General features: G+C 41.1%; 18 protein-coding genes. 13 read left to right on the forward strand and 5 right to left on the reverse strand.

Annotated elements, in window-relative coordinates; all coding sequences use genetic code 11:
* The first annotated feature begins 3 nt into the window (after positions 1-3).
* From H140_RS0107390 to H140_RS0107425, 8 genes are all read left to right on the forward strand, one after another.
* A complete protein-coding gene (locus H140_RS0107390; RefSeq protein ID WP_019673025.1) occupies positions 4-687 on the forward strand; it encodes a methionine ABC transporter permease in 684 nt (227 codons plus the stop codon).
* 78 nt (positions 688-765) lie between these two features.
* A complete protein-coding gene (locus tag H140_RS0107395) occupies positions 766-1671 on the forward strand; it encodes a MetQ/NlpA family ABC transporter substrate-binding protein (RefSeq protein WP_019673026.1) in 906 nt (301 codons plus the stop codon).
* 315 nt (positions 1672-1986) lie between these two features.
* Positions 1987-2814: a hypothetical protein gene (locus tag H140_RS15165; protein WP_156819118.1), complete on the forward strand. Its 828-nt coding sequence runs from the start codon at positions 1987-1989 to the stop codon at positions 2812-2814.
* Positions 2815-3152: 338 nt separating this feature from the next.
* Positions 3153-4292 carry a 3-phosphoserine/phosphohydroxythreonine transaminase gene (serC, locus tag H140_RS0107405; RefSeq protein ID WP_019673028.1) on the forward strand — a complete coding sequence of 380 codons (1140 nt, stop codon included), beginning with the start codon at positions 3153-3155 and terminating at the stop codon, positions 4290-4292.
* Between the two features lie 70 nt (positions 4293-4362).
* On the forward strand, positions 4363-6219 hold the full coding sequence (locus H140_RS0107410) for an extracellular solute-binding protein (RefSeq protein ID WP_019673029.1): 1857 nt from the start codon (positions 4363-4365) through the stop codon (positions 6217-6219).
* 240 nt (positions 6220-6459) lie between these two features.
* A complete protein-coding gene (gloB, locus tag H140_RS0107415) occupies positions 6460-7242 on the forward strand; it encodes a hydroxyacylglutathione hydrolase (protein WP_019673030.1) in 783 nt (260 codons plus the stop codon).
* A 53-nt stretch (positions 7243-7295) separates the two neighbouring features.
* Complete coding sequence (locus tag H140_RS0107420) at positions 7296-8369, forward strand: microcin C ABC transporter permease YejB (protein ID WP_019673031.1); 1074 nt, start codon at positions 7296-7298, stop codon at positions 8367-8369.
* A gap of 3 nt (positions 8370-8372) precedes the next feature.
* Complete coding sequence (locus H140_RS0107425; RefSeq protein WP_019673032.1) at positions 8373-9407, forward strand: ABC transporter permease; 1035 nt, start codon at positions 8373-8375, stop codon at positions 9405-9407.
* Between the two features lie 113 nt (positions 9408-9520).
* On the opposite strand, the gene H140_RS0107430 is transcribed toward H140_RS0107425, so the two are convergent.
* The gene (locus tag H140_RS0107430) at positions 9521-9907 is read right to left on the reverse strand and encodes a hypothetical protein (protein ID WP_019673033.1); all 387 of its coding nucleotides are present in this window, start codon (positions 9905-9907) and stop codon (positions 9521-9523) included.
* 771 nt (positions 9908-10678) lie between these two features.
* Between H140_RS0107430 and H140_RS0107435 the strand changes: the two genes are divergently transcribed.
* Complete coding sequence (locus H140_RS0107435; RefSeq protein ID WP_019673034.1) at positions 10679-11344, forward strand: alpha/beta hydrolase; 666 nt, start codon at positions 10679-10681, stop codon at positions 11342-11344.
* Between the two features lie 64 nt (positions 11345-11408).
* Positions 11409-12536 carry a cell division protein ZapE gene (gene zapE / locus H140_RS0107440; RefSeq protein WP_019673035.1) on the forward strand — a complete coding sequence of 376 codons (1128 nt, stop codon included), beginning with the start codon at positions 11409-11411 and terminating at the stop codon, positions 12534-12536.
* Between the two features lie 312 nt (positions 12537-12848).
* On the opposite strand, the gene H140_RS0107445 is transcribed toward zapE, so the two are convergent.
* A complete protein-coding gene (locus H140_RS0107445; RefSeq protein WP_019673036.1) occupies positions 12849-13487 on the reverse strand; it encodes a hypothetical protein in 639 nt (212 codons plus the stop codon).
* A gap of 613 nt (positions 13488-14100) precedes the next feature.
* Between H140_RS0107445 and aceE the strand changes: the two genes are divergently transcribed.
* From aceE to H140_RS0107460, 3 genes are all read left to right on the forward strand, one after another.
* Positions 14101-16863, forward strand: coding sequence for a pyruvate dehydrogenase (acetyl-transferring), homodimeric type (aceE, locus tag H140_RS0107450; protein WP_019673037.1), 2763 nt, complete (start codon positions 14101-14103; stop codon positions 16861-16863).
* A 42-nt stretch (positions 16864-16905) separates the two neighbouring features.
* A complete protein-coding gene (locus H140_RS0107455) occupies positions 16906-18654 on the forward strand; it encodes a 2-oxo acid dehydrogenase subunit E2 (protein WP_019673038.1) in 1749 nt (582 codons plus the stop codon).
* A 324-nt stretch (positions 18655-18978) separates the two neighbouring features.
* Complete coding sequence (locus H140_RS0107460) at positions 18979-19974, forward strand: ion transporter (RefSeq protein WP_019673039.1); 996 nt, start codon at positions 18979-18981, stop codon at positions 19972-19974.
* 203 nt (positions 19975-20177) lie between these two features.
* On the opposite strand, the gene H140_RS0107465 is transcribed toward H140_RS0107460, so the two are convergent.
* From H140_RS0107465 to H140_RS0107475, 3 genes are all read right to left on the reverse strand, one after another.
* Positions 20178-20933, reverse strand: a complete 756-nt coding sequence (locus H140_RS0107465; protein WP_019673040.1) for a TerD family protein — start codon at positions 20931-20933, stop codon at positions 20178-20180.
* Positions 20934-21239: 306 nt separating this feature from the next.
* On the reverse strand, positions 21240-22331 hold the full coding sequence (locus H140_RS0107470; protein ID WP_019673041.1) for a helix-turn-helix transcriptional regulator: 1092 nt from the start codon (positions 22329-22331) through the stop codon (positions 21240-21242).
* A 40-nt stretch (positions 22332-22371) separates the two neighbouring features.
* Positions 22372-24930: a Lon protease family protein gene (locus tag H140_RS0107475; RefSeq protein ID WP_019673042.1), complete on the reverse strand. Its 2559-nt coding sequence runs from the start codon at positions 24928-24930 to the stop codon at positions 22372-22374.
* Positions 24931-25062: the final 132 nt, after the last annotated feature.

Consider the following 25062-nt stretch of genomic DNA (forward strand, 5'->3'; position numbering starts at 1 on the left):
CAGATGTTGGCATTAAGTTATCAAGAGGCCACGACACGCTTATGGCAATTACGCGCTGAGATCTGGCAAGCAACCATTGATACTTTTGTGATGCTTGGCATTGCAACCACAGCGGCCATTATTATTGGCGGCTTATTTGGTGTGTTTTTGTTTTTATCCAGTGACAAACAGCTGCTAGAAAATAAGCCTTTATATGCTGTATTAGGCGGATTTACCAACTTTATGCGTGCCTTCCCATTCGTCATTTTGATGATTGCAATGAGCCCGTTTACCAAGTCGTTAATTGGCACCAGTATCGGTCCGATTGCAGCTTCATTGGTATTGGCTATTGCCGGTTCATTTTATTTTGCCCGCTTGGTTGAGCAAAATTTACGTGAAGTGCCTCGTGGTATTGTGGAAGCCAGTGAGTCGATGGGTGCAAATCCACTGACAATTATTAAGGTGTTACTGACGGAGGCACGTTCAGGATTGGTGTTATCTATCACCATTTTATGTATTAGCTTGCTGTCATATTCTGCTGCTGCTGGTATGATTGGTGGTGGTGGTTTGGGTGACTTGGCTATTCGTTATGGTTATTATCGCTATCAAACGGAAGTGATGATTTTTATTGTCATTATGCTGTCAATAATGGTTATCGCTATTCAAGGCCTAGGTAATTGGCTTGCTAATAAGCTAGATAAGCGTTAAGGTTTTACGTTGCTGTCGTGGCTTTAGATGTTAGTGTTGGTTTTTAATATAATTAATTTTTAAGATAAGGACAAATAAATGAGTTTAGTTGATATTCGTAAGCAAGTTTTAGCTGCCGCTACTATTGTTGGTGTTTCAGGCTTAGTCTTGGTAGGTTGTGGTAAAGCAGACCAAGAGTCTACAGAAGCTGCTGCTGGTGATAATGCTGAGAAAACCACCATTGTGATTGGTACCACAGAAGGTGATTTCGCTGATATGGTACGTAACCAAGTGAAAGCAGATCTTGAAGCACAAGGCTATCAAGTTGAACTGAAGACTTTCACTGATTATGTCCGTCCGAACCTAGCACTAGCAGAAGGCGATTTGGATATTAACGTTTTCCAACATAAGCCTTATCTAGACACTTTTAAAGCAGAAAACAACCTCGATCTGGTTGAAGTGTTCCAAGTACCAACGGCACCACTTGGCATCTACTCTGGTAAGAAAACCGCATTAGATCAAGCCTTTGATGGTATGAAAGTATCTGCACCAAATGATCCTAGTAACTTTGCACGTGCCTTGGTTATGATGGATGATTTGGGATGGATTACCCTAAAAGATGATGTAGATCCATTAACTGCTTCTAAATCTGATATTGCGACAAACCCAATGAATATCGATATCGTTGAGCTAGAAGCAGCACAGTTACCACGTGCACGTGATGAAGTAGATTTTGCAGTGATTAATGGCAACTATGCAACGGATGCAGGTATTAAATTAACCGATGCGCTGTTTCAGGAAAAAAGCTTTGCTTATGTAAATTGGTCAGCGGTTAAAACGGCTGATAAAGACAGCAAGTGGGTACAAGACGTAACAGCGGCTTATAACTCGCCAAGCTTCAAAACTTACGCGCATGAAACTTTCCCAGGTTACAAATATCCTAAGATTTGGGGTGAGCAGCAAGAAGGCGAAGCTGAAACCACAGGTGACGCTGCTGCTCAGTAACGGATTGTTTTTATAGTTGCCATTGCAGCTGCTAGTAAGCAGCTAACCATGAGCCACTGATAAGCAAGACAACAAAAAAACCTAGCTGCTAAATTTAGTAGGCTGGGTTTTTTGTTTTTATTCGCATTACTTTTATTGACTTTATTGTGCTATTGATATTTTACGGACGCTTTTTCAGCGAACAGGTTAAGCGGACGTCGAGTTATTGGCAAAACTTTGGTAAACTGCTAGCTTCAATATATACCAGCTTGATATAAGAGCTTGTAAGCTAGACTTGAGCTGTTTTATTCATTCAACTTTATAAGTGCTAACCTTGTGATGACTTCAATCCAATCGTCTGCAATTGATAAGCAGAGCACCTTAACCGGTGTATCCAACCTACCTATTATGGCAGTGCAGCAAAGACAGATACTGGCCTTGATGGGGGTGGATGTGTGGGTGTCACAAAATCGACAAACTCAGCAAGTAGATTATGCCAATTATGCTGCCTATGTTGCTCAAGACAGTGAGCTACTGCATATTGATAAGGGTCAGCAGCAGGCGCAGATTAACAAACAGGCACAGCAACAAGCCAAGACTGGCTCAAACACGACCGCACAGCAGGCACTGCCAACTGAGACGAATAATACAGCTAACAAAGAACTAACAGCTAAAACGCCAGCAGTTAACACGCCAGCAGAGGCGATAAAGTCGCTGGTTGCGAAAACCAAGCCACATGATGCTAATAAACAAAAGCAGTCAGCAGTCACTAAGCCTGTGCTTCCTGCGGTGCAAGTAGCTCCCTTTGAGGTGGTGGCTGCGCATTATCATGGCTGGGTGCTGTTAGCAGATACCGCTGACTTTGCTGAAGAACAGGTGTATCAGCTGTGGCAAAATATCCTACACGGTCTCTCATTAACTGCCGATTTACAGAAGTTTCCGATTTGTACTGGCATTAGCGATCAAGAAAGTGCCAATGCCTGCTTGGCGGGGTTTGTATTTCGAGTGGCACAAAGTGTAGATGTTAATGTTGCCGCATTAACGCCTATGCCTGAGGGGGTTGCACATGACAAAGTGGTGCGTGTGCCTTATTTGGCCGAGATGTTAGCGGACAGTCAAAGTAAACGCCAACTATGGCAAATGATTGCGCCCCATTTGGATTAGTTGTTTTAAAATTGGTAGCTAGTTTGAAGTTAGTAGCTTTATAGCCATAAAATTTTGGCAATTAGAGACACGGCGTAAGTAAAAGAGGTATGATATTTAACCGTATTATTTTAACCCAGATCTAGGGTGCACCATAACACCGAAAGGTTGACGAAAAAGGTTCAGGTTGTCGCATATTTTATTAAATATATTTTAATGAATAAGCAGGTTGACACTGAATAGCCGTACTGGAACAACTGTACTTGAAAAACTGTACTTGAAAAACTGTACTTGAAAAACTGTACTTGAAAAACTGTACTTGAAAAACTGTACTTGAAGAACTTGAATAGGGGAATACCATGACAGATGCTCAGACACTTAATACAAATCAAAAACCACACCGCTTGCATAACTTTTGTGCTGGTCCTGCGTCTCTGCCGACCGAGGTGCTATTAAAAGCACAAGCTGAAATGCTAGATTGGCATGGCAAGGGCGTCTCTGTTATGGAGATGAGCCACCGCAGTAAAGACTATGTTGAGGTTGCTCAACAGGCTGAACAAAGTCTACGCCGCCTGATGGATATACCGGACAACTATAAAGTGCTATTTTTGCAAGGTGGCGCAACCTTACAGTTTTCTGCTATTCCATTAAACTTACTGGATGATGGTCAGCAGCAAGGCGTTGCCGATTATTTAACCACAGGCGCTTGGTCAACCAAAGCCATTAAAGAGGCGAAACGCTATGCCGATCTTGGTCTAGGTCAGATCAATGAAGTGGCCACCAGCAAGGCAGGTAACTTTATTACTGTGCCGCCGGTTAGCGAATGGCAAATGTCAGAAAGCGCTCAATATTTTCACTACTGCGCCAATGAGACCATTCATGGGGTGCAGATGTTTGAGCCGCCTCAAGTAGACGCGCCTTTGATCGCTGACATGTCGTCTTGTATCTTATCAGAGCCAGTGGATGTGTCTAAATTTGGCTTAATTTATGCTGGTGCTCAGAAGAATATTGGCCCAGCTGGTTTGGTGATTGTCATTGTACGTGATGATTTGATTGGTAAAGCCAGTGCATGGTGCCCAAGCTTGCTGGACTATGCCAATCAAGCCAATAAAGACTCTATGCTTAACACGCCAGCGACTTATTCATGGTATTTGGCTGGCTTGGTATTTGAGTGGTTAGAAGCGCAAGGTGGCTTAGAGGCGATGGCGAAGTTAAACCGTCAAAAAGCAGAACTGCTCTACAAAACCATTGATAGCACCGACTTTTATCATAATAATGTTGATCCTCAGTATCGCTCCATTATGAACGTGCCCTTTACCTTAAAAGACGCCAGTTTGGATGCGCAGTTTTTAGCAGAAGCAGAGCAGGCAGGTTTATTAAATCTAAAAGGTCACCGTGATGTGGGCGGTATGCGTGCCAGCATCTATAATGCAGTAAGCTTAGAGTCGGTACAAGCCTTGTGCGACTTTATGAGCGAGTTTGCACATAACAATAGTTAAAATAATACAATAGTTAAAATAATAACAATGGCTAAAAAAGTGAAAGAAAAGGGTTGATAGCGGAGAAAGGATGGCAACAGACAAACTAAATGGAAGGCTAAAGCTTAGCGTGATAGCTGCTTTGATGACAGCTACTGTCACTGCTACCACTCCAATAGCTATGGCAGAGTCTGTTACAGTGTCTGCCTTAGGGCATAATACCGAAGCGCTCTATATCACAGCGCCATATTTGCCCTATGCCAACCCAAATGCACCTAAAGGTGGCATGCTATCTCAATCGGCGTTAGGGACTTTTAACAGTGCCAATGTATGGATGACCACAGGTATTGCAATGCGTGGTACGGAGTATCTATATGATACGTTAATGACGGGATCTTTAGACGAGTCATTTGTGATGTATCCACAGTTGGCAGAGAAGGTCACCTATGATCCTGATGATACCAGCTGGATTATCTATCACATTAACCCTCAGGCGAAGTTTTGGGATGGGTCGGCGGTAACTGCTGCTGATGTAAAAGCCACTTATGAGGCATATTTAACCAAAGGCTTGATGCAAGTACGTAGTTATTTATCCGCTATTGACAGCATTGAGGTGCTAGATCAACACCGTGTAAAGTTTCACTTTGCCTCAGCCGATAACAAAGAGATTTTGTTAACGGTTGGTCAGTTTCCAATTTTTAAAAAAGCTTCAGTTGAAAAAGACTTTGAAACTTTAAGTTTAACGCCGTTAATGGGTAGTGGACCGTATCGCTTAGACCATGTCGAGCAAGGACGCAGTGTTACTTATCGCCGTGACCCCAACTATTGGGGACAGAAGGTGATGGCCAATAAAGGGCGTTTTAATTTTGATTATATTAAGTTTGTATATTATGGCAGTGACGAAGTTGCGTTAGAAGGATTTAAGGTCGGTCAATATCAATTTCGGCAAGAAAGCTCAGCACGAAAGTGGGCCACCGCATATAACTTTCCTGCAGTTAAAGCAGGGATGATCACAAAAGAAAGTATCAGTAGCCACAACCCAGTAATGATGCAAGCGCTGGTGATGAATTTGCGTCAACCATTATTCTCCGATATTCGTGTACGCCAAGCATTGACGGAAGCCTTTGATTTTGAATTGATGAATAAGACCTTGTTTTATAACCAGTACGAGCGTTTAGAAAGTTTCTTTCACGGTTCAGAACTGGCAGCGACCGGCTTGCCGAGTGCGCAAGAAAAACAAGTCATGGCGCCGCTATTAGACAAGCTTGAACCGATTCAAAGGCAGCAGGCTTTAGCAGAATGGCAGTTGCCTAAGTCTGATGGTAAAGGCTATCCCCGTGAAGCGTTGTTACGAGCACGTGATAAGCTGTTACAGGCCGGTTTTTATTATCAAGATATGAAGCTGTATCAAGCAGATGGCAAGCCTGCCAAGCTTGAGATTTTAATCGCTGATGACAAAATTACCCGTGTGCTTTTGCCTTATGTGCGTAATCTAAAAAAGCTTGGCTTTGATGCGTCAATTAGGCAAGTAGATATGCCTCAGTATTTAGAGCGTCTGCGTCGTTTTGATTACGATATGATTATCAGCGGCTTTCCACAAAGCTTGTCACCTGGTGCTGAGCAAAGCTATATGTGGGGTAGCAAAGCCGCTGATGAAGCAGGTAACCAAAATTATAGTGGCATCAAAAATGAGGCGATAGATGCGGTGATTGACAAGCTGATACTGGCGGACAATCGAGAAGAGATAGTGCTGTATAGTAAGGTATTAGACCGCCTGTTGAGGGCAGGCTATTATATGGTTCCTATGTACGGTACTTCTAATACACGAGTGGTGTATTGGGATAAGTATCGCCATGTCAAAAAGCTACCAGATAATAGCGTTGGTTTGGATTATTGGTGGGTGGATGGCGAGGCTGAATCTAAGGTTAATGGTTATTTAAAACGTTAAAATAGTATAGAACGTTAAAATAGTATAGAAGGTTAAAATAGTATAGTTTAATGACTGCATTAGGGGCTGCATTGGAAAGCAACACTCTATACAAGTACAGAATGGATATAGGTTATAGAAGATATAGGTTATAGAACTGATACAAGGATATGGCTGACAATCTTTATTTTGATATAGCCGCAACCAGCATGCCCAATACACATAAGATATCAATACAACATTTAAGCAATAGGAAGTCATATGAGTCTTACGATTACGCCGATTTTAGCATTTAATGATAATTACATTTGGACATTGATCAACGATAAAAACAAACAAGCTATTGTTGTAGATCCCGGTCAATCACAGCCCGTCATTGAGTACTTACAACAAAACGGATTAGAGCTTACTGCTATTTGGATAACGCATCATCATAATGATCATGTTGGTGGGGTGGCTGAATTACGAGAAATGTATCCTATGACTCATGTGGTTGCTGGTACAGAGCATGGGGTTTCGCCAGATCAGGTGGTTAATGAAAGTAGCTCAGTCAGAGCATGGGGCTATGGTGCTCAGGTGTGGGCGGTACCTGGACATACCAAGTCTCATTTGGCTTATATCTTTGATAATAATGAAGATACCAAGCATGTATTTTGTGGTGATACCTTATTTAGTGCGGGCTGTGGCCGAGTCTTTACTGGTACCATGGAGCAGCTTTATGATAGTTTGAAGCGGTTTAGCAAACTGCCTGAAGATACATTATTTTATCCAGCTCATGAATATACAGCATCCAATTTAAAGTTTGGGCTTAGTATTGAGCCAAACAATAAGCAAATACAGCAAACCTTAGTAGAGGTTGAGGCTTTAAACCAACAAGGCAAGCCATCATTGCCAGTGACCTTAGCGCATGAAAAGCAAGTCAATGTTTTTTTGCGAACGAGTGAAGAATCTGTGATTGACGGGGTGAAAGCCAAAGTGGATTTAGCTGATACAAAGCCGTTGACGGTATTTACCGCACTGCGAGAGCTAAAAGATACCTTCTAGCGATAGCGTGCAGTATCTAATTATAACTGGAATACTCTTAAAGGGCTGACGCTATGGGTCGCTATATTCTAAAACGCATCTTGCTGATCATTCCAACTTTGTTCTTGATTTTGTTAACCAACTTCATATTGGTACAAGCAGCGCCAGGTGGTCCAGTTGAGCAGCAAATCGCACAAATAGAACAAGCACAATTAAAGGGTGAGGCGGCAAGCGCAAGCATGGGTCCAGGTGTGATGTCTGAGAGTGGCAGCGGCTATCGAGGCTCTCGAGGTCTCACCGATGAGATGGTTGAGGCAATTAAGGCGCAATATGGCTTTGATAAACCAGCACCAGAACGCTTTTGGTTGATGTTAAAAAGCTATGCGCAACTAGATTTTGGCGAGTCTTTCTTTAAAGGTAAGCCAGTCACTGAGTTAATTGTCGAAAAGCTACCGGTTTCTATCTCATTGGGGCTGTGGAGTACGTTATTGATTTATTTAATTGCTATTCCGCTAGGCATCTTTAAAGCGATGCACCATGGCTCTGGTGTGGATAGATTAACAGCGATGATGTTGGCGGTTGGTCATGCGGTACCCGTGTTTGTGTTTGGCGTTATTTTGTTGGTGTTATTTGCTGGTGGTAGCTATTGGCAAATCTTCCCGCTGCAAGGCTTGGTATCAGAAAATTTTGAGCAGCTGTCAACGCTAGGTAAGATAAAAGATTACTTTTGGCATTTGGCATTACCATTACTTGCCAGTACCATAGGTGGCTTTGCTGGATTAACTTATTTAACTAAGTTTAGCTTTATGGAAGAGTTGTCTAAACAGTATGTACTAACTGCCCGTGCCAAAGGACTAACTAACAATCAAGTACTTTACGGCCATGTGTTTCGTAATGCGATGTTGATTATCATTGCTGGTGTGCCGGCAGCCATTGTGAGTATCTTCTTTACTGGCAATTTTTTGATTGAAATTATTTTTAAGCTTGATGGGCTGGGGCTACTTGGATTTGAAGCCATTGTGCAGCGTGATTATCCAGTTATTTTTGGCACCTTGTTTATTTTTACCTTAGTTGGGCTATTGCTACAATTGATCAGTGATATTAGTTATCACTTAATTGACCCTCGTATTGACTTTGAGGGGCGCTAACAGATGAATGACAGCAAGCGTTTTGGTCTAAATCCGATCTGGCAAGCCAGAGTCAACCGTTTTAAAAAGAATCGGTTAGGCGTGGTGGCGTTAATTGCGTTTTGCTTTATCTTCGTGATATGTATGGGCGCCAACTTCATTGCTAATGATAAGCCGCTAATAGTCAGCTATGACGGTGAGTTGTATTTTCCGATTGTAAAGGCTTATCCAGAGACGACCTTTGGTGGTGTGTTTGAGACTGAAGCTGATTATAAAGATCCTGCGGTAAAGCAGCTGATTAATGAGGCTGGCTTTATGCTAATGCCACCGATTGAGTTTGCAGATCAGACGCCTAGTGTTGAGATAGCCATGCCATATCCTGCACCACCAAATGCTAGTAATTGGCTTGGTACAGATGATACAGGTCGGGATGTGCTGGCACGTATTTTGTACGGGTTGCGTGTGTCCTTACTGTTTGGCTTGGCGTTAACTCTTGCCGGCTCATTCATAGGTATTGTGATTGGTGCTATTCAGGGATATTTTGGAGGCTGGCTAGATCTGATAGGTCAACGACTAATGGAGGTGTGGGCTGGCTTGCCACAGTTGTTTATGATCATCATCTTGGTCAGTTTGTTTAGTCCAAGTGTGTGGGTGTTATTTGGCTTAATGTTGTTATTTGGCTGGATGAGCTTGGTGGGCTTGGTACGTGCAGAGTTTTTGCGAGCTCGTAATTTTGATTATGTGCGAGCAGCACGTAATTTAGGCGTATCTGACAGCCGTATTATGTTGCGCCATATCCTGCCTAATGCACTGGCTTCAAGCTTATCACAGTTGCCATTTATTTTGACGGCCAATATCATTGCGCTAACGTCACTGGACTTCTTGGGTTATGGGTTGCCGCCAGGCTCGCCTTCGCTGGGTGAATTGATGACTCAAGGTAAAAATAACTTGGATGCGCCTTGGTTGGCGTTATCGGCATTTTTTAGCTTAACCATTGTGCTGTCGTTGCTCATCTTTATTGGTGAAGCTTTACGTGATGCTTTTGATCCAAGACGTTAAACAAAAATAGCGAGTCGTCATGACTCGCTATCGTGTTTAAATTCTGGCTGGAATATTCTTATTCTAGATTACTTTTATTTAAGCTACTTTTATTTAAGCTACTTTTATTTAAGCTACTGGCAGCGGAAGCTTATTTCGTATTCATAATCGTCATCACGTGATAAGTTAGGTTTGCCTGTGCCCAATACAGCGCCAGCAATTGAGCCCACTTGATCAACCATACGACCAGTACGCTCATCAAATACACCGTTGTATTTAAGATCATCTTTGACGACAATGGCTTGGCGCATACCACAGGTTTTTTTAGCGCTGTCTAGCGCCTGCTGTTGAGCTGCCACTTTGGTTTTGCCGATACCTGTGGTCTCATAGGTAGAGTTAGCACGCTGAATAACAGGTGCGCTTGGTGCTGTTGATTGGCAAGCGTTCAAGCCGATGGCGGATACCAATAAAAAGCCAGTTGTTGTCAGTTTGGTTGAAAATTGCCATTTTGGGGTTATCATTGATAAATCTCCAAGAGTTGCTATCTGATTGGTTGTATTATAAACAGGATTAATGTAAAAGCTGAATTAATAGAAAATAGGATTAAAACATCACTCTCAACAAGAATAGCTAGCAATATCAATAATTGGTTTATTGACAGTAATTATAGCCCATCTGTTACAAAATACTGACAAGGATGGGAAGTCCCCCTTTTGGAGATTAGAAAATCATAGATTTTCTCTTGCGTCGGGGCAAAGCAGTGCTTTGCTTTATCCCTCCTCAGGGAATTAGGGGTTTTAGTGATATTTGCTGAAAACCCATCCCCAACCCTGAGAAGCGTTAATAAAAGCTCTGGGAGAGCTTTTTAGCTTTGCAAGAGTCAAGCTGCGCTTAGCTAACAGAGAAAGGAAGGGAGTCAAATCTCGTATAAATCACAGCCGGTATTTTAAGTTGAGATTGGCGTATTAATAGAAAACATTATAAAGACCTATGCTATCTAGACTTGTGCATAATATAAAGTAATGGTGTAGAAGTTGTTACTTAACTGTTACCAAAATCTTCATATAAAGAGTGTGCTGTCTGTAACGGACTTACTCAAGGCTCGGTGTTGTTATAGTTAAATGATGTGAACAGTGCTAACAGGGATTAACAATATGGTTGCAGATTTTTACATAGCACCTAAAAATAAAGATTTGCTTAACAGAGATTAACCCATGTTAAGATTATTTTTTGATAGTATGCTGCTTTCATTTTTTACTCTTGATAAATTTTCGTCCAGATAAGAGATTGCTATGAAGAATAAATCAGAAAAACTACTTATTGATGGTCCAGCAGGGAAGCTTGAGGTTGAAGCACTTTGGCAACATGGAGATCCAGCAGATCCTGATACTAAGGGTGTGGCGCTCATTTGTCATCCCAATCCTTTATATGATGGCACCATGAATAACAAAGTGGTGACCACGCTATTTAATTTTGCTCGTGATGAGGGTATGCACGCGGTACGCTTTAACTTCCGTGGTGCAGGAAAATCAACTGGTGAACATGACTATGCCAAAGGTGAGATAGAAGATGCGATGGCAGTATTACAATGGATTAGCCAAAAGACACCTGCCAGGGAGCTATGGTTGGGCGGTTTTTCGTTTGGCGGTTATATTATTGCACGTGTAGCCGAGCAGATAATGGTTACACCGCATATTTGGGGGCTTGAGGATATGGAGATTGTCAAGGTTGTACTAATGGCACCTTCGGTTGAGAACAATGATGCTTCGGATGTGATGTTACCAACCAATAAAACCATCCAGATTTATGGGGATGCTGACCGCGTCATTAAGCCTAGTAGTATGCAAGATTTTGCAAACTCAAAAGAAATACCGACTTATGTGGTCGAAGGGGCAGGTCACTTCTTTCATGGCCGTTTAACCGAAATTAAATCTTTACTTGAGCAACATGCCGTATAAAATAGCAACTGATTTTGATAAAAAACCAATAACACAATAAATAACCAACAGTGATTGACATTTTATGAGCAAAACACCATTACAACGCTACCAAGATGCAATAGCTACCGATGAATTTAACCATGATCCCATTCAAGAAAAGGCGATGTCATATCTTGATGATGTTTATCATCAGCTGCTAGAAGGTCAACAAGAGAAAAAGGGGCTGTTTAGCTTCTTTAAACCCGAGCCAGAGCCGCCAAAAGGTTTGTATATGTGGGGTGGAGTCGGTCGTGGTAAAACCTGGATGATGGACATCTTCTTCGAGTCAGTTCCGCTTGAGCGTAAGATGCGGATGCACTTTCATCATTTTATGCAACGGGTACACAAAGAGCTAAACAAACTGCAAGGCAGTAGTGATCCATTAGAAAAAGTGGCTGATATCATCCATGATGAAGCCATTTTGATTTGCTTTGATGAGTTTTTTGTATCAAACGTCTCAGACGCTATGATTTTAGGTGACTTATTTACCATGCTATTTAAGCGGGGTATTACCTTGGTAGCAACGTCAAATATTGAGCCATCTGGTCTTTATAAGGATGGTTTGCATAGGGATAGATTTATGCCAGCTATTGCTGAACTTGAAAAGCATACCATAGTGATGAATATTGACTCTGGGATTGACTATCGTTTACGTTTATTACAACAGGCAGAGTTATACAAATATCCTTTGACGAAAGACAACAGTCACTGGTTGGCCAATCGCTTTACTGCGCTAGCTAGTAACCAAAAAATTAGCCAAGAACCGATAGAAATCAATGGCCGTCAAATCAAGATCAATGCCCGTACTAAAACGGTTTTATACTGTGATTTTCGCCAGCTTTGCATGGAGCCAAGATCTGCAGCAGACTTTATTGAGATAGCGAATAACTTTAGTACCGTCCTGGTAGATAATGTGCCAGAATTATCGGATGTTCTTCGTGATCCAACCCGTCGGTTTATTTATTTGGTTGATGAGTTTTATGACAGACGTGTCAAACTTTTAATTCGGGCTGAGCAAAGTATTTTAGAGCTATATCATGGTGAAAAGCTGGCCTTTGAAATTGAGCGTACTCGTTCACGTCTGCTAGAAATGCAATCTGAAGACTATCTAAAGCTTGAGCATAGGTTGGACACAAATAGTGTAAGTGATGTTGATGCCACTGAGATTTAGCTGTTTTAGCCCATTTAAAAAAACCATTGCACCAATTAAAGACACTCTCTAATAACTCACTAACACCATCATCGCAATATAGGCTTATCTGCTCAAAGATAAGCCTTTTTTTTGTGTGTGTATTGTGTGTATATAAGAGATTATACTTTTTCTGAAAAATAACCTATCTTTATCAAGCTCGCTAAACCTACTACTTGTAACGTTTGCACTTGTTTTCTCAATAACTTAATTTTCAGATTTGGTATTAATTAACTGCTTATAATGCTCACTAAATTTGGCATTGATTGGCTTTGATGTTAATTAGTTTTAGTATTAATTAACTATGGTGTTAAAGGCGACGTTAATGGACTTGCGGGCAGGAATATACTTGATGTTCCAGCGTAAAGATTTATATTCAGAAAAAGGGATGTCCACTATTTTGCCCTCTATAACACGTCTTAAAGGGATGTCTTGGTAATTATAATAATCAATTGAAGCTTGGGCGCTTGGTGGATAAGCCTCACCATTAAATTCAGTATTGGTGGGGATGGGTAGGGTAATGGTGGTATTTTGGATAGGGGTATCTAAGGTATTGTTATAAGTAGCTTTGTATTGAATTAGGGTGCCTACTTTTGCAGTGCGTACAGGAATATAACTACGGCTACCATCTTGGCTTATGATGACTTTGCTTGAAGTGAGTGTCATCTTTAAGGCATCGTGAGCATGCGCAGATGGTGAGGGAACAAATCCACATAGTATGCTAATGACGCAGGCGATAAAAGCAGGTGTGGCAGTTGTAAATAGGTGTTTGAGTAACTGCCATTTTTTAAAAAGTAACGGGTGTTTCAGTAAATCTTCTGTTAATAATAATCGACTTTTAAGCAGCAATTGGTTTGCTGGTAGTAGGCCTATAAGTAATAGTGATAAGGGGGCGTTTGTGACTAACTTGGGTCTTGAGTTAACTACGAACAAGATAAACTCCTTTTTGGTTCTTGTTAAATTAAAAGATTAACAAGGGTCTATTACCAATACACTCAAACTTGTTAGGGGATATTCCTTAGATTTTAGACACATTAATTTTAGTACAATATAGTCGTTAAAGCGAGTATTTACAATTATCTGAGCATCTGCAATTATCATAGCAGGTTATGGTATTTTATAGCGAAATACTTTTGTCATAATCATTTTTTTTAAAAAATAGGTAAGTTTAGAAAATAGAGGTATACTTAAAGACGCTACAAGTGTTTACTCATTTTAACGGATTAAGAGTTTATACTTTGTTAGATTTGGTTATTAGCAACCTTTGACATAACCTGAACTAGGTTAGATGTGTTTTCAACTCGTGCAATGATATTTGGATGGGCTAAAAATAACTAAATCTTGTCATATAGCGTCAAATAACGGGTTAATATCATGATATAATCTGTGTTTTTTCCTAGATTGACTGCGATTTTTCTTATTTTTATTACCATTTTCAAAATAAGGATACGCCCTAGATATTAGGTTTATTTGAAAAGCTTTGTTTTATTTTGTATAGCAGGTTTAACCCTATACTAGTTTAACCCTATACTAAAGGATAATAATTATGAAATATTATAATGACGTCGATCATACAGAAACGCAAGAATGGCTTGATGCCTTCGAGTCTGTGATTAAGAATGCAGATAAAGATAGGGCTCGTTTTTTGTTAAAAGCCTTATATGATATGGCTGTACAAGAGGGATTGCCTTTTAACCGACTGGATACGGCTTATATCAATACCATTCCAGTAGAAGATGAGCCGACTTACCCTGGCGATTTGACTATTGAGCGTAAGATTAGAGCGCTCGTTCGTTATAATGCGTTGGCGATGGTGATGCGTGCTAACCAAAATGATGATGAGTTAGGTGGCCACTTGGCTTCTTTTGCTTCAAGTGCCACACTTTATGAAACTGGATTTAACCATTTTTTCCGTGCGGCTAGTGATCACTTTGGTGGTGATATGATTTATTACCAAGGTCATTCAGCGCCTGGTATTTATGCTCGTTCATTTTTAGAAGGGCGTTTGTCAGAAGAGCAATTAGATAATTATCGCCGTGAAGTGGGTGGTAAAGGGTTGTCGAGCTATCCACATCCTTATTTAATGCCAGATTATTGGCAGTTCCCAACAGTTTCAATGGGCTTAGGCCCTATCATGTCAATTTATCAAGGTCATATTCAAAAGTATCTAGTGAACCGTGGTTTATTAGAAGATGAAAATCGCAAAATCTGGGCATTTTTAGGGGATGGTGAAACCGATGAGCCAGAAAGCTTAGGTGCCATTTCATTAGCTGGTCGTGAAAAGCTAGATAATCTAATTTGGGTTATTAACTGTAACTTACAGCGTTTAGATGGTCCAGTGCGTGGTAATGGTAAGATTATTCAAGAGTTAGAGTCTGTATTCCGTGGTGCTGGCTGGCGCGTAATTAAAGTTATCTGGGGCGGTCGCTGGGATACGTTACTTGCCAAAGATCATTCAGGTGCATTGAAAAAACGTATGCATGAAACAGTTGATGGTGAGTATCAGCTATATGAAGCGCGCGATGGTGCTTTTACCCGTAAAGAGTTTTTCGGTAAATACCCTGAACTTGCTGAAATGGCAGAGGAGTTAACTGATGATGATATCCTTCACTTAAACCGTGGTGGTCATGACCCAATCAAAGTCTATGCAGCCTTCAGTGAAGCGATGAAGAGCAAAGGTCAACCAACTGTTGTCTTGGTTAAAACCGTTAAGGGTTATGGTTTATCAACCCAAGCACAGGCCGTTAACAGAGCACACCAAATCAAAAAGCTAAACAAGGAAGGTTTGGTCTATTTTAGAGATCGTTTTGACTTACCTTTTACAGATGCAGAGTTAGATAAACTTCCGTTTTATCGTCCTGATGAAAATACGCCAGAGATGAGGTATTTGCGTGGCCGCCGTGAAGCCTTGGGTGGTCATTTGCCCAACCGTCGTAGTGGCCATATTCCGCTAAATATTCCAGAGCTTTCTATTTTTGATCGCATATTAAAAGGTAGCGACGGTAAAGAGCAGTCAACTACCATGGTTTTTGTGCGTATCTTGGCAGCCATGTTAAGAAATAAAGACATTCAAGATCGTGTGGTGCCTATCGTACCAGATGAGGCGCGCACGTTTGGACTAGAGGGGATGTTTCGCCAGTTAGGTATTTATTCTTCTGTTGGTCAGACCTATACCCCAGAAGATGGTGATGCCTTAATGGGCTACAAAGAAGCCAAAGATGGTCACATGCTACAAGAAGGTATTAACGAAGCGGGCGCAATGAGTGCTTGGATTGCCTTAGCAACCAGTTACTCAGTAAACGCCTTGCCAATGATTCCAGTGTATATCTTCTACTCTATGTTTGGTTTCCAACGTGTTGGTGACTTGGCTTGGGCAGCAGGAGACTGTCAGGCACAAGGCTTCTTATTAGGTGGTACCGCAGGTCGTACAACTCTAAACGGTGAAGGTCTACAGCACCAAGACGGTCATTCACACATCCTATTTGGTACTGTGCCAAACTGTGTCAGCTATGACCCATGCTATGGCTATGAGCTAGCAGTAATTATGCATGATGGTCTACGCCGTATGTACGGTGAAGGCGAGCGTGTGTACTACTACATCACTGTAATGAACGAAAACTACGAGCATCCAGCCATGCCTGAAGGTGCTGAAGAAGGCATCAAGCGTGGTATGTATCTGCTTGAAGACAACAGCGACAAGCAAGCCAGCACCCATGTACAGCTATTAGGTTCAGGTGTGATCTTACGTGAAGTACGCCGTGCGGCTAAGATTTTACTTGAAGAGTTTAACATCAGCGCTAACGTTTGGAGTGTCACCAGCTTTAATGAGCTTACTCGTGATGGTATGGCCTGTGATGACTACAACCGCTTACACCCAATGGAAGAAGAAAAAGTGCCATGGGTTACAGAGCAGTTAGCACAGCATGAAGGTGTGGTCGTTGCTGCAACGGATTATATGCGCAATTATGCAGAGCAAATCCGTGCTTGGTTACCAGATAGCCGTCCTTATACCACTTTAGGTACCGATGGCTTTGGTCGCTCAGATAGCCGTGAGCAGTTACGTAATTTCTTCCATGTCAATGCAGAGCATATTGTTGTGGCGACCTTGAAGCGTCTTGCTGATGAAGGAGAGGTGGAAATGCGCTTGGTGAAAGATGCTATTGTTAGCCTAGGTATTGATACTGAACAAGCGCCAGCATGGCAACCACAACCACAGTTTGATCATTTCCCAGATGCTCCAGCACCTTCTGAAGTAAATCCAAATCCAGTGCCTGAGTTGCAAGAAGAAGAGGATGACGGTAAAGATTAAGTAATCGCTTTTTATCCAATACAGTATATGCTGGAGAATAACATGCAAATTAAAGCCCCAGATCTAGGTGTAGATAGTGCCGAAATCAGTGAAATTTATGTCACTGTCGGTGACGTAATTAATGAAGAAGATAATATTATATTGGTTGAATCTGATAAAGCAGCAGTTGAAGTACCAAGCTCAGCTGCAGGTAAAGTCACCAAAGTAGCCGTCGCCGTAGGGGATAGTATCTCTGAAGGTTCTGTTTTGATTGAGATTGAGCCTGCTAATGTTGAGGCTGATGCTGATGGTGCAACTGATGCTGATGGTGCAACTGATGCTGGCGAGACGTTAAATGAGTCGGAGCAACACACAACGACAACCAATCAGCCAGAAGTTGAAGAGTCGTCAAAAAATACCAGTGACGAGGATGCTCAAGTCACATCACAAGCGACGCAACTGAGTAGTTCGCAAACTTATGCACTGCCTGATTTAGGTGTCGATGAGGCAATGGTAGCGGAGGTTATGGTCAGCGTCGGTGATAAGATCGATTCAGAGCAGTCGATTTTATTAGTTGAGTCTGATAAAGCCTCAGTTGAAGTGCCATCACCTGTGTCTGGAACCGTTGAGCAAATCTTGGTCAATACCGGTGATACTGTTGCCAATGGTCAAGATTATATTGTAATCAAAAGCAGTCAAGCTGATAGCACTAGCACAGCGTCTGAAGAGGCGCCAAGCAAGTCTGAGCCTGTGGCTGACAAGTCAGTAATCACAACAGAGTCAAAAGCTCAATCAAAAGCTGAGCCAGTTCAAAAACCAGCTGCGCAAAAACAAAGCGCACAGGCACCCGCTAATAAGCTGTCTGAATCTGAAGTGAATGCCAAACTGTCTAATGTCTATGCAGGACCTGCAGTACGAAAAATTGCCCGTCAACTTGGGGTAGATATTACTCAAGTGACAGGAACAGCCATCAACCAGCGTATCGTCAAAGAAGATGTTTTTGATTATGTCAAAAATCGTATGAAAGCTTCATCACAAGCTACATCAGCAGGCGATAGTGTGATTGGCTCAGGCTTACCAAGCTTGCCAGATATGAGTAAGCAAGATATCTGGGGCGACATAGAAACACAAGCGCTTAGTCGCTTACAAAAAGTGTCTATTCCTCAGTTAAACTACAACACGTATTTGCCTCAAGTAACTCAGTTTGACTTATCAGATATTACAGAAACTGAAAAACTTCGTGGTGAGTTAAAAGCTGAGTTCAAAGCGCAAGGTATCGGCTTGACTATCTTGGCCTTTATCGTAAAAGCCACTGCTTATGCGCTGATGCAGCATCCCAAGTTTAACAGTCACCTGAGCGATGACAATAGCCAAATCCTTGTTAGAAAAACTGTGAATATGGGTATTGCAGTTGCTACTGATGATGGCTTAACTGTACCCGTAATAAAAGATGCACAAACTAAAGGAATTAAACAAATTGCAATCGAAATTGGTGAGTTGGCAGAAAAAGCACGTAACAAAAAATTGAGCGTAAAAGAACTTCAAGGTGCAAGCTTCACTATTTCAAGCCAAGGCAATCTAGGTGGCACTTACTTTACACCACTGGTTAACTGGCCACAAGTTGGTATTCTGGGTGTTTCTGAAGCATCAATGCAACCACGTTGGAATACGCAAACTCAAAGCTTTGAGCCAAGATTGATGTTGCCACTGTCATTGTCTTATGATCACAGAGTGATTAATGGTGCTGATGCTGCCGTATTCACCCGTTATATCGCTAAGCTGTTAGCAGATCCAAGACGTATTTTGCTATAACTTCCGTACATATTGTTAATCACACAAATAGCCTTTGATCACAATAGTGGTCAAAGGCTTTGAGTTTTAGGGTTATACCTTTTTTGAAAAATAATCTATCTTTGCCAAACTCAATAAGCCTACTACTTGTAGCGTTTGCACTTGTTTTGCTTGATATTTTAATTTTCAGATTTGGTATTATTATTGTTGATGATTATCAACATGTATTCTGACATTCTTTAAAAATGTGTTTTGCGCTCTTTAAAAATATATTTTGGTAATAGTATAAAGGTTGGCTGTCCTCTATAATATCTGCTTACTTTTGATAATGACTGTAAACTACATATGATTAAAAACCACCTCTATCAACAGCTGCGAAATAGAACATACGATATTATTGAAAATGATGCGTACAAAACGCCTTTAAGTAGATTTGTCGATAAGTTTTTAATTATCTTAATTCTATTGAATGTATCGGCAGTGATTGCCGAGTCTGTCGATCGCTGGTATTTTCCTAACCAACATCTATTTCATGCCTTTGAAGACTTCTCCATTGTGATCTTTAGTATTGAATATATGCTAAGGGTTTGGTCGATTGTCGAACGTGATAAAGACAAAAACTCAGACATACCAAACTGGAAAAGACGCTGGAACTGGATTAAGAGCCCAGGTGCTATCATTGATCTTGTGTCTATTTTACCTGCATTTATTAACTACTTTGTCACTGTTGACCTGCGTTTTTTAAGGGTATTGAGGCTATTTAGATTATTAAAACTTACCCGTTATTTTGCTGCCATGCGTATTTTGTTAATCGTATTAAATAAAGAAAAAGAATCGTTTAAAGCGGTTGTTTTTATTTTAATTATTATGATTGTTACCGCTGCTAGTGGTATTTATGTGGTAGAAAATCAAGCACAACCAGAGGTATTTGAGTCTATTCCAAAATCAATGTGGTGGGCAGTTGTGACCTTAACAACGGTCGGTTATGGAGATGTGATTCCAGTTACCACTATGGGCAAATTTTTGGGAGCTGTGATGACCATTTTAGGGGTGGGACTGGCTGCTTTACCAGCGGGTATCTTGGCGTCTGGTTTGGCTTCAGAGCTTGAGCAAAGACGTGAGCAACTGGAGCAAAGATTCCGTGAATTGTTGTTAGAAGATGAGCACATCGATTTAATCAAAGATAGATACAAAATTGATAAAATTCGCCGTGAGTTGGGTTTAAACAAAGAGCAAGCGCAGGAGATAATCTTACAGCTATTACGTGAGCATGAGTATGAGCAAAAACTTACTGAACTAGACAAAAAGAACTTCTGCCCACACTGTGGTGAGCATTTGTAGCTATCGTTAAGCCGAGTGGTAAAGAGCTAGTGTTAGTAAAAAGTTAGCTGTCTAAGTGTTATTGAGTCAAAAGTTAGCTGGCTAAGTGTTAGTCAGTGGCTTATGTTTATATTTAGGCATAAATAGCCAATTGTAGCTTATAGATATAGGTTCTAAGTAAATATAGGCTCTAAGTAAATATAGACTCTAAGTAAATATAGGCTCTAAGTAGCATAAATACGAGCCAAATCATGCTGAATAGCCTTAATCATCTGCTGTATATTGGGGCTGTTTAATACTAAGTCTTTGATGGTCAATCGCCATTCTCCCAACTCACGACTTAAAATAGCAATACACATAGCAGTGCCATCATGAGAAAGTAAGGTCAAATCTGAGGTATATACCTCACTGCCTTCATCATCACTAATATAAAGGTTACCACGTTCAACTTGGCGAATTGGATAGTCATAATAAGAGGACAGCAGCAGCGCCAGATGTGTTACGGTTTCAGGTAGGCGTGATAAGCGTAACTCAATCGTTTCCATATCAACATTGCGATCTATTTGTGCTGCTGAGCCTCTATCTTTGCCATTAATACTATCGCCTTGATGGCGGATGGCTTCTGAGCTGTCTCTAAGTTGCTTAAACCAAACAGTATCAATTAGTTGTAGCTTATCATCAAATAGTAAGCAGGATATGTCTAGATCTAAGGTTTGGGTATTACCTTTGATTCGATTGAACAGTCCTTTTTTCGTGACTTTGGTATATTTAAAGTTAAGTCCATATAGCAAAGTACTGCCTTGAATAGGCAGTTGGCTTAATAGGCTTGACTGGGCAACACCATCATCAGCAATTGGTACGTCGATACTGGTCGTTTGATTACTAGTGGTTTGGCTACTATTACTATTTGGCTGCTTGCTACTGTCTGACACACTATTGCCTGATGTGCCACTGTCTAGATGGGTATTGTCTAAGCTCAAAAGAAACTCCTATTACATTCTACTATATATCCCATTCTACTATATATCCCATCCTCAACTTATTAAAACTCATTGTAAGCTGGCTTTTAGTCTAGCGATATGTGACCTTTTATTTAAAATACTGGGCCACAGCCGACATCAAGCGTTGAGAGTGAGACACTATGTCTTATCTACTAACTCTATTCACTATGCTATTATGTTACTTGCTAAGATGCTAAGTTATTAAGATGCTAAGTTATTAAGATGCTAACGGATGTGATTATAGCATTTTATGTGAAGGTTAATAGGCTCTGTATAAAACCTTATTTAAGAGCTCTCAGGATCATCCTGATATACTGCAGTTGCCAAAATCTCAGGCTCAATAGACAGCAGCTTTTTGCCAAAGCCACGTAACCACCAAACAAGCTGTGAGGTTAGGTTAACCGTTGCGGTAATGGTCTGCGTTCCATGTTCTGGATCAAAAACCACCTGCTGATCTTCACTCAAGCGACTTTCTAATAAGTTGGTACTGGCATTGCCTTGGAAAACCAGCGTAATTTTAGTGTTTTTGCCGTGGTTGGGTAAATCTTTGAACAAATAATGCGCAAAACCCATACCGCCTGAGTCTAAATAGGTAGTTAAATCAAAGCCAGTTGGTATTATCGCATTTGTCTCCTCAACGGTCACTGAGCTAAAGCGGTGTAGGGCAAAAATACGTATGATTTGTTCAGGATCATCTATTTTGGTTGCCAATAAATAGATGACAACACCACGTTGAATAATTGCAATAGGATTTAACCAGTATTCGCCAGCAACATCTTTGTTACGTGGGGTATAAAGGGCATAGATTTGTAGGTTTTCAAAGAGGGCCTGGTAAATACCATCTTGGCAGTCACGACAGATTTTTGGTGCAATTAATGGTTGGGTAGCAGGCTCAATCCGCACTCGATCTAGCCAAGTATAACTGGAATTACTATTGCGAAGATGTTGTCTGGCTAAATCGAACCAAGGTCTAAGTGCATCTAAGATAGCAGGGGGCAGTAGTTGTACTAAATTAGCTTCTACCATACTAAAGGCCACTGCTTGAGATAAATTTATATGTGGTAAGCTTTGTACAGGTGCATCATCACGCCAGCGCCAGCCTTGTGGGTTGGCATTATTTTTTTCAATGGGGAAGCGTTTGGCCAAGGCGTTTAGATCTCGCTGTACAGTGCGCAAACTAATATCAAATCCAGCCAGTAACAATTGATCATGCAAGTGCTGCGTGCCTCGCCAGCTGCCTCGTTGGAGTAAGCTTAGTAGCTCCCATTGACGTGCTGTCGTAGCGGTTTTGTTACCAGCACTGTCGTGGCTGTTACTGGATGTATTGTTGGTTTTTTTGCTGGATTTGGTGTTGTTACCTTGTTTGTTATTAGCCATGCTATTACCCTTAATGACAATGTGTTGAGCTGTGGTTGGGTTATGTTTTGTTTTTCGTTTTTAGTTTACTTCTTGACTTAATTTTTGGCTTGCTGTTAGGTATGGTGCTTGTATTGCAGTTGCTTGCTTCCTCTGTCTGCTCTGGTGGGTTTAGCTGCTCTTCCCATTTTTGTAAGTTTGTAATAATTTTGCCAAATAAGCTAGACTTACGGTAATGACCGTGTTTATTTTTGCTATCGACAGATTTATTTGCCAAGATGGTCAATGCATCACTTAACGTTTTTACTCCATAAACATGAAACTTTCCTGCCTTGACTGCCATAATGATATCATCACGCAGCATGAGTTGTGAGATGTTGGCAATAGGCAGAATAACGCCTTGATTTCCAGTTAAACCTTGATGCACACAAGCATCAAAAAATCCCGCCACCTTGGTATTGATACCTCCAACTGCTTGCACTCGTCCTAGCTGATTCATAGAGCCTGTAATTCCTAACTCTTGCGAGATAGGAGTCTCTGCTAGAGCAGACAATAAGGCACAGGCTTCTGCTAAGGTTGCGCTGTCACCATCAATATGAGCATAACTTTGCTCAAAGGCCAATGATGCGGTGAAGTTAAGTGGATAGTAGGGGCTAAACAAAGCACGCAGGTAGCTATTCATAATTAACATCCCTTTAGCATGTAAACTGCCACCTAGCTCGACATCACGCTCAATATCTAAGATATCACCAGAACCGACACTGTTTTGTACTACTGCAGTTAATAAAGCAGGCATTCCAAACTCGCTATTGGCATAATCAATAATGGTTAAGGCATTGATTTGACCAATGGCAGTACCAGAAGTGCTGATCAATTGTTGTCCATCGGTGATGTCCTGCAAATATAGCTCTTTTAGATAGCTGCTACGGTAGATCATGTCGCTAAGTGCTTGTTTGACATGGGTGGCATTGACTAACTGCTGCCTCTGCTTTTTGCTATGGCTTGCTTCTAGGTCTGCATGACGGCTAGCTTCTAACATCAGCTGAATAAGGCTGTCTGCATGCAAGCTTAGCTTATTTTGATCTTCAGATTGTAAGCTCAAATATTCTAGTACCACTGCCTGTGCATCGGCATCAAAATGATTAATTTGATATTTATCAATGATATCTGCTAGTTTGGCACTCATTTGCCGTTCATTGGCGGCAGTTCTAGCAACTTCTGGATGGAAATCAGCACGAATCTTAAATAAGCTGGTAAAGTCAACATCTTGATCTGCAAACATATCATATAAATCTGGATCACCTAGCAAGATAACCTTCACTGCCAGTGGTATCGGTTCTGGGGTGATAAGTGGACGATTTGGCTGTGTAGTGATACTTCGATGCTGTTGAGCATAGTCAAAGTCAATTTGATTGGATCTTAATGCTAACTTTAACGCTCGCCAAGCATCAGGATAGTCGTTAAGTTGATGAGCTTCGATTAATAAATAGCCGCCATTGGCTTGATGTAGCGCGCCCGCTTGGATAAGCGGATTTTGAGGTTGATTTTGATTTGGATTGTGGTGGTCAGATAAAAACCAAAGCTCATCTGAGCTAGTATGTGGCTTGCTAGTCACATTATTAGTTTGATTGCAATATATACGCCCAAACAAATTGGCCAAACTTGGGTTTGGCACAAATACAATCGGTGCACCATGCTGGCTGACTTTGTGTTGAGGATCAGGCTGTTGAGACTCAGGGTGCTTGAGCATCGTTTGTAGGTGATACTTTTCTGGCAAATAAAGAGAAAAGGGTGTATTAGCTATTTGAGTCTTTTTTTTGCCACACTCTTGCTGTTGTTGAGCTTTGTTTAACTGGTATAGCTGACTGAGGCTTGGCGTATCTGTTAGCACCTTGACCAGCACTTCATTCAGCATATCTTTTTGTAATTGCTGTAAATAGTTTATAAGTTTGCTATGGTGGGCAAAGGTGTTATATAAGTCTGTAAATAAGGGTTTAGCATAGTGGTGTGCGTGTATTAGTAGTAGCTGTGCTATTTTAGTTTGCTCGGTATTAACCAGTTTAGGGCTGATGTTGGTGTTGGTGTTGGCTATCTTAGCATCAGTATTAATTGTGATATTGGCATCAATCTTGGTTGTAGATTTAGAATCGATGACTTTTTGTGATAAGCTCAGATATAGCTGTTGCCAAATTTCGGTTAATTTTGTGGTCAATAGCTGTGCGTCCCCTTTGCCTAGAGCTAGGGCAACTGGTTGTTGGGGATGTTTGAAGTTAGCCACATAGACCCATTCAACCAAAGGTGCTTGTGGTACGCCATATTGGTGAAGATAATGCTGAATAAAGGTGCGTTTACCTAAGCCGTTTTCACCAGCAGCAAAAACATGATAGCCAGTAGCCTTAATGGCACAAGCCGTTTGCAACGCATGTACTGCTCGGTCTTGACCAAAGTTTAAATCTAGATTAGGTGCCAGCTTGGTAGATTTTGGCAAGATGCTGCTGTCACTGTATTTTTTTAGTTGTGCAGGTGCGACTTTGCAGTCATTGATTATTTTGGCAATATTTTGACGGTTTTGCATTTTTTTACTGTATTTTTTTAAATTGTGTTTTTTTGAGTTTGACATAGTTTAATTAGCTTATTTTTTTTGGCAGTGCCAAATCTAGGAAAATTACTACTTAGATGCTGGTTTGATAACATCTAAAAAAATTGTGAACGTGTTATAATGTTCGGCTAGCTTGGCTTGATTTGATAAAGT

Source organism: Psychrobacter lutiphocae DSM 21542 (assembly GCF_000382145.1).
GTDB lineage: Bacteria > Pseudomonadota > Gammaproteobacteria > Pseudomonadales > Moraxellaceae > Psychrobacter > Psychrobacter lutiphocae.

Coding starts and splice junctions, on each gene's coding strand:
- H140_RS0107390 (WP_019673025.1), top strand. CDS start 4: ATGTTGGCATTAAGTTATCAAGAGGCCACGACACGCTTATGGCAATTA.
- H140_RS0107395 (WP_019673026.1), top strand. CDS start 766: ATGAGTTTAGTTGATATTCGTAAGCAAGTTTTAGCTGCCGCTACTATT.
- serC (WP_019673028.1), top strand. CDS start 3,153: ATGACAGATGCTCAGACACTTAATACAAATCAAAAACCACACCGCTTG.
- H140_RS0107410 (WP_019673029.1), top strand. CDS start 4,363: ATGGCAACAGACAAACTAAATGGAAGGCTAAAGCTTAGCGTGATAGCT.
- gloB (WP_019673030.1), top strand. CDS start 6,460: ATGAGTCTTACGATTACGCCGATTTTAGCATTTAATGATAATTACATT.
- H140_RS0107420 (WP_019673031.1), top strand. CDS start 7,296: ATGGGTCGCTATATTCTAAAACGCATCTTGCTGATCATTCCAACTTTG.
- H140_RS0107425 (WP_019673032.1), top strand. CDS start 8,373: ATGAATGACAGCAAGCGTTTTGGTCTAAATCCGATCTGGCAAGCCAGA.
- H140_RS0107430 (WP_019673033.1), bottom strand. CDS start 9,907: ATGATAACCCCAAAATGGCAATTTTCAACCAAACTGACAACAACTGGC.
- H140_RS0107435 (WP_019673034.1), top strand. CDS start 10,679: ATGAAGAATAAATCAGAAAAACTACTTATTGATGGTCCAGCAGGGAAG.
- zapE (WP_019673035.1), top strand. CDS start 11,409: ATGAGCAAAACACCATTACAACGCTACCAAGATGCAATAGCTACCGAT.
- aceE (WP_019673037.1), top strand. CDS start 14,101: ATGAAATATTATAATGACGTCGATCATACAGAAACGCAAGAATGGCTT.
- H140_RS0107455 (WP_019673038.1), top strand. CDS start 16,906: ATGCAAATTAAAGCCCCAGATCTAGGTGTAGATAGTGCCGAAATCAGT.
- H140_RS0107460 (WP_019673039.1), top strand. CDS start 18,979: ATGATTAAAAACCACCTCTATCAACAGCTGCGAAATAGAACATACGAT.
- H140_RS0107470 (WP_019673041.1), bottom strand. CDS start 22,331: ATGGCTAATAACAAACAAGGTAACAACACCAAATCCAGCAAAAAAACC.
- H140_RS0107475 (WP_019673042.1), bottom strand. CDS start 24,930: ATGTCAAACTCAAAAAAACACAATTTAAAAAAATACAGTAAAAAAATG.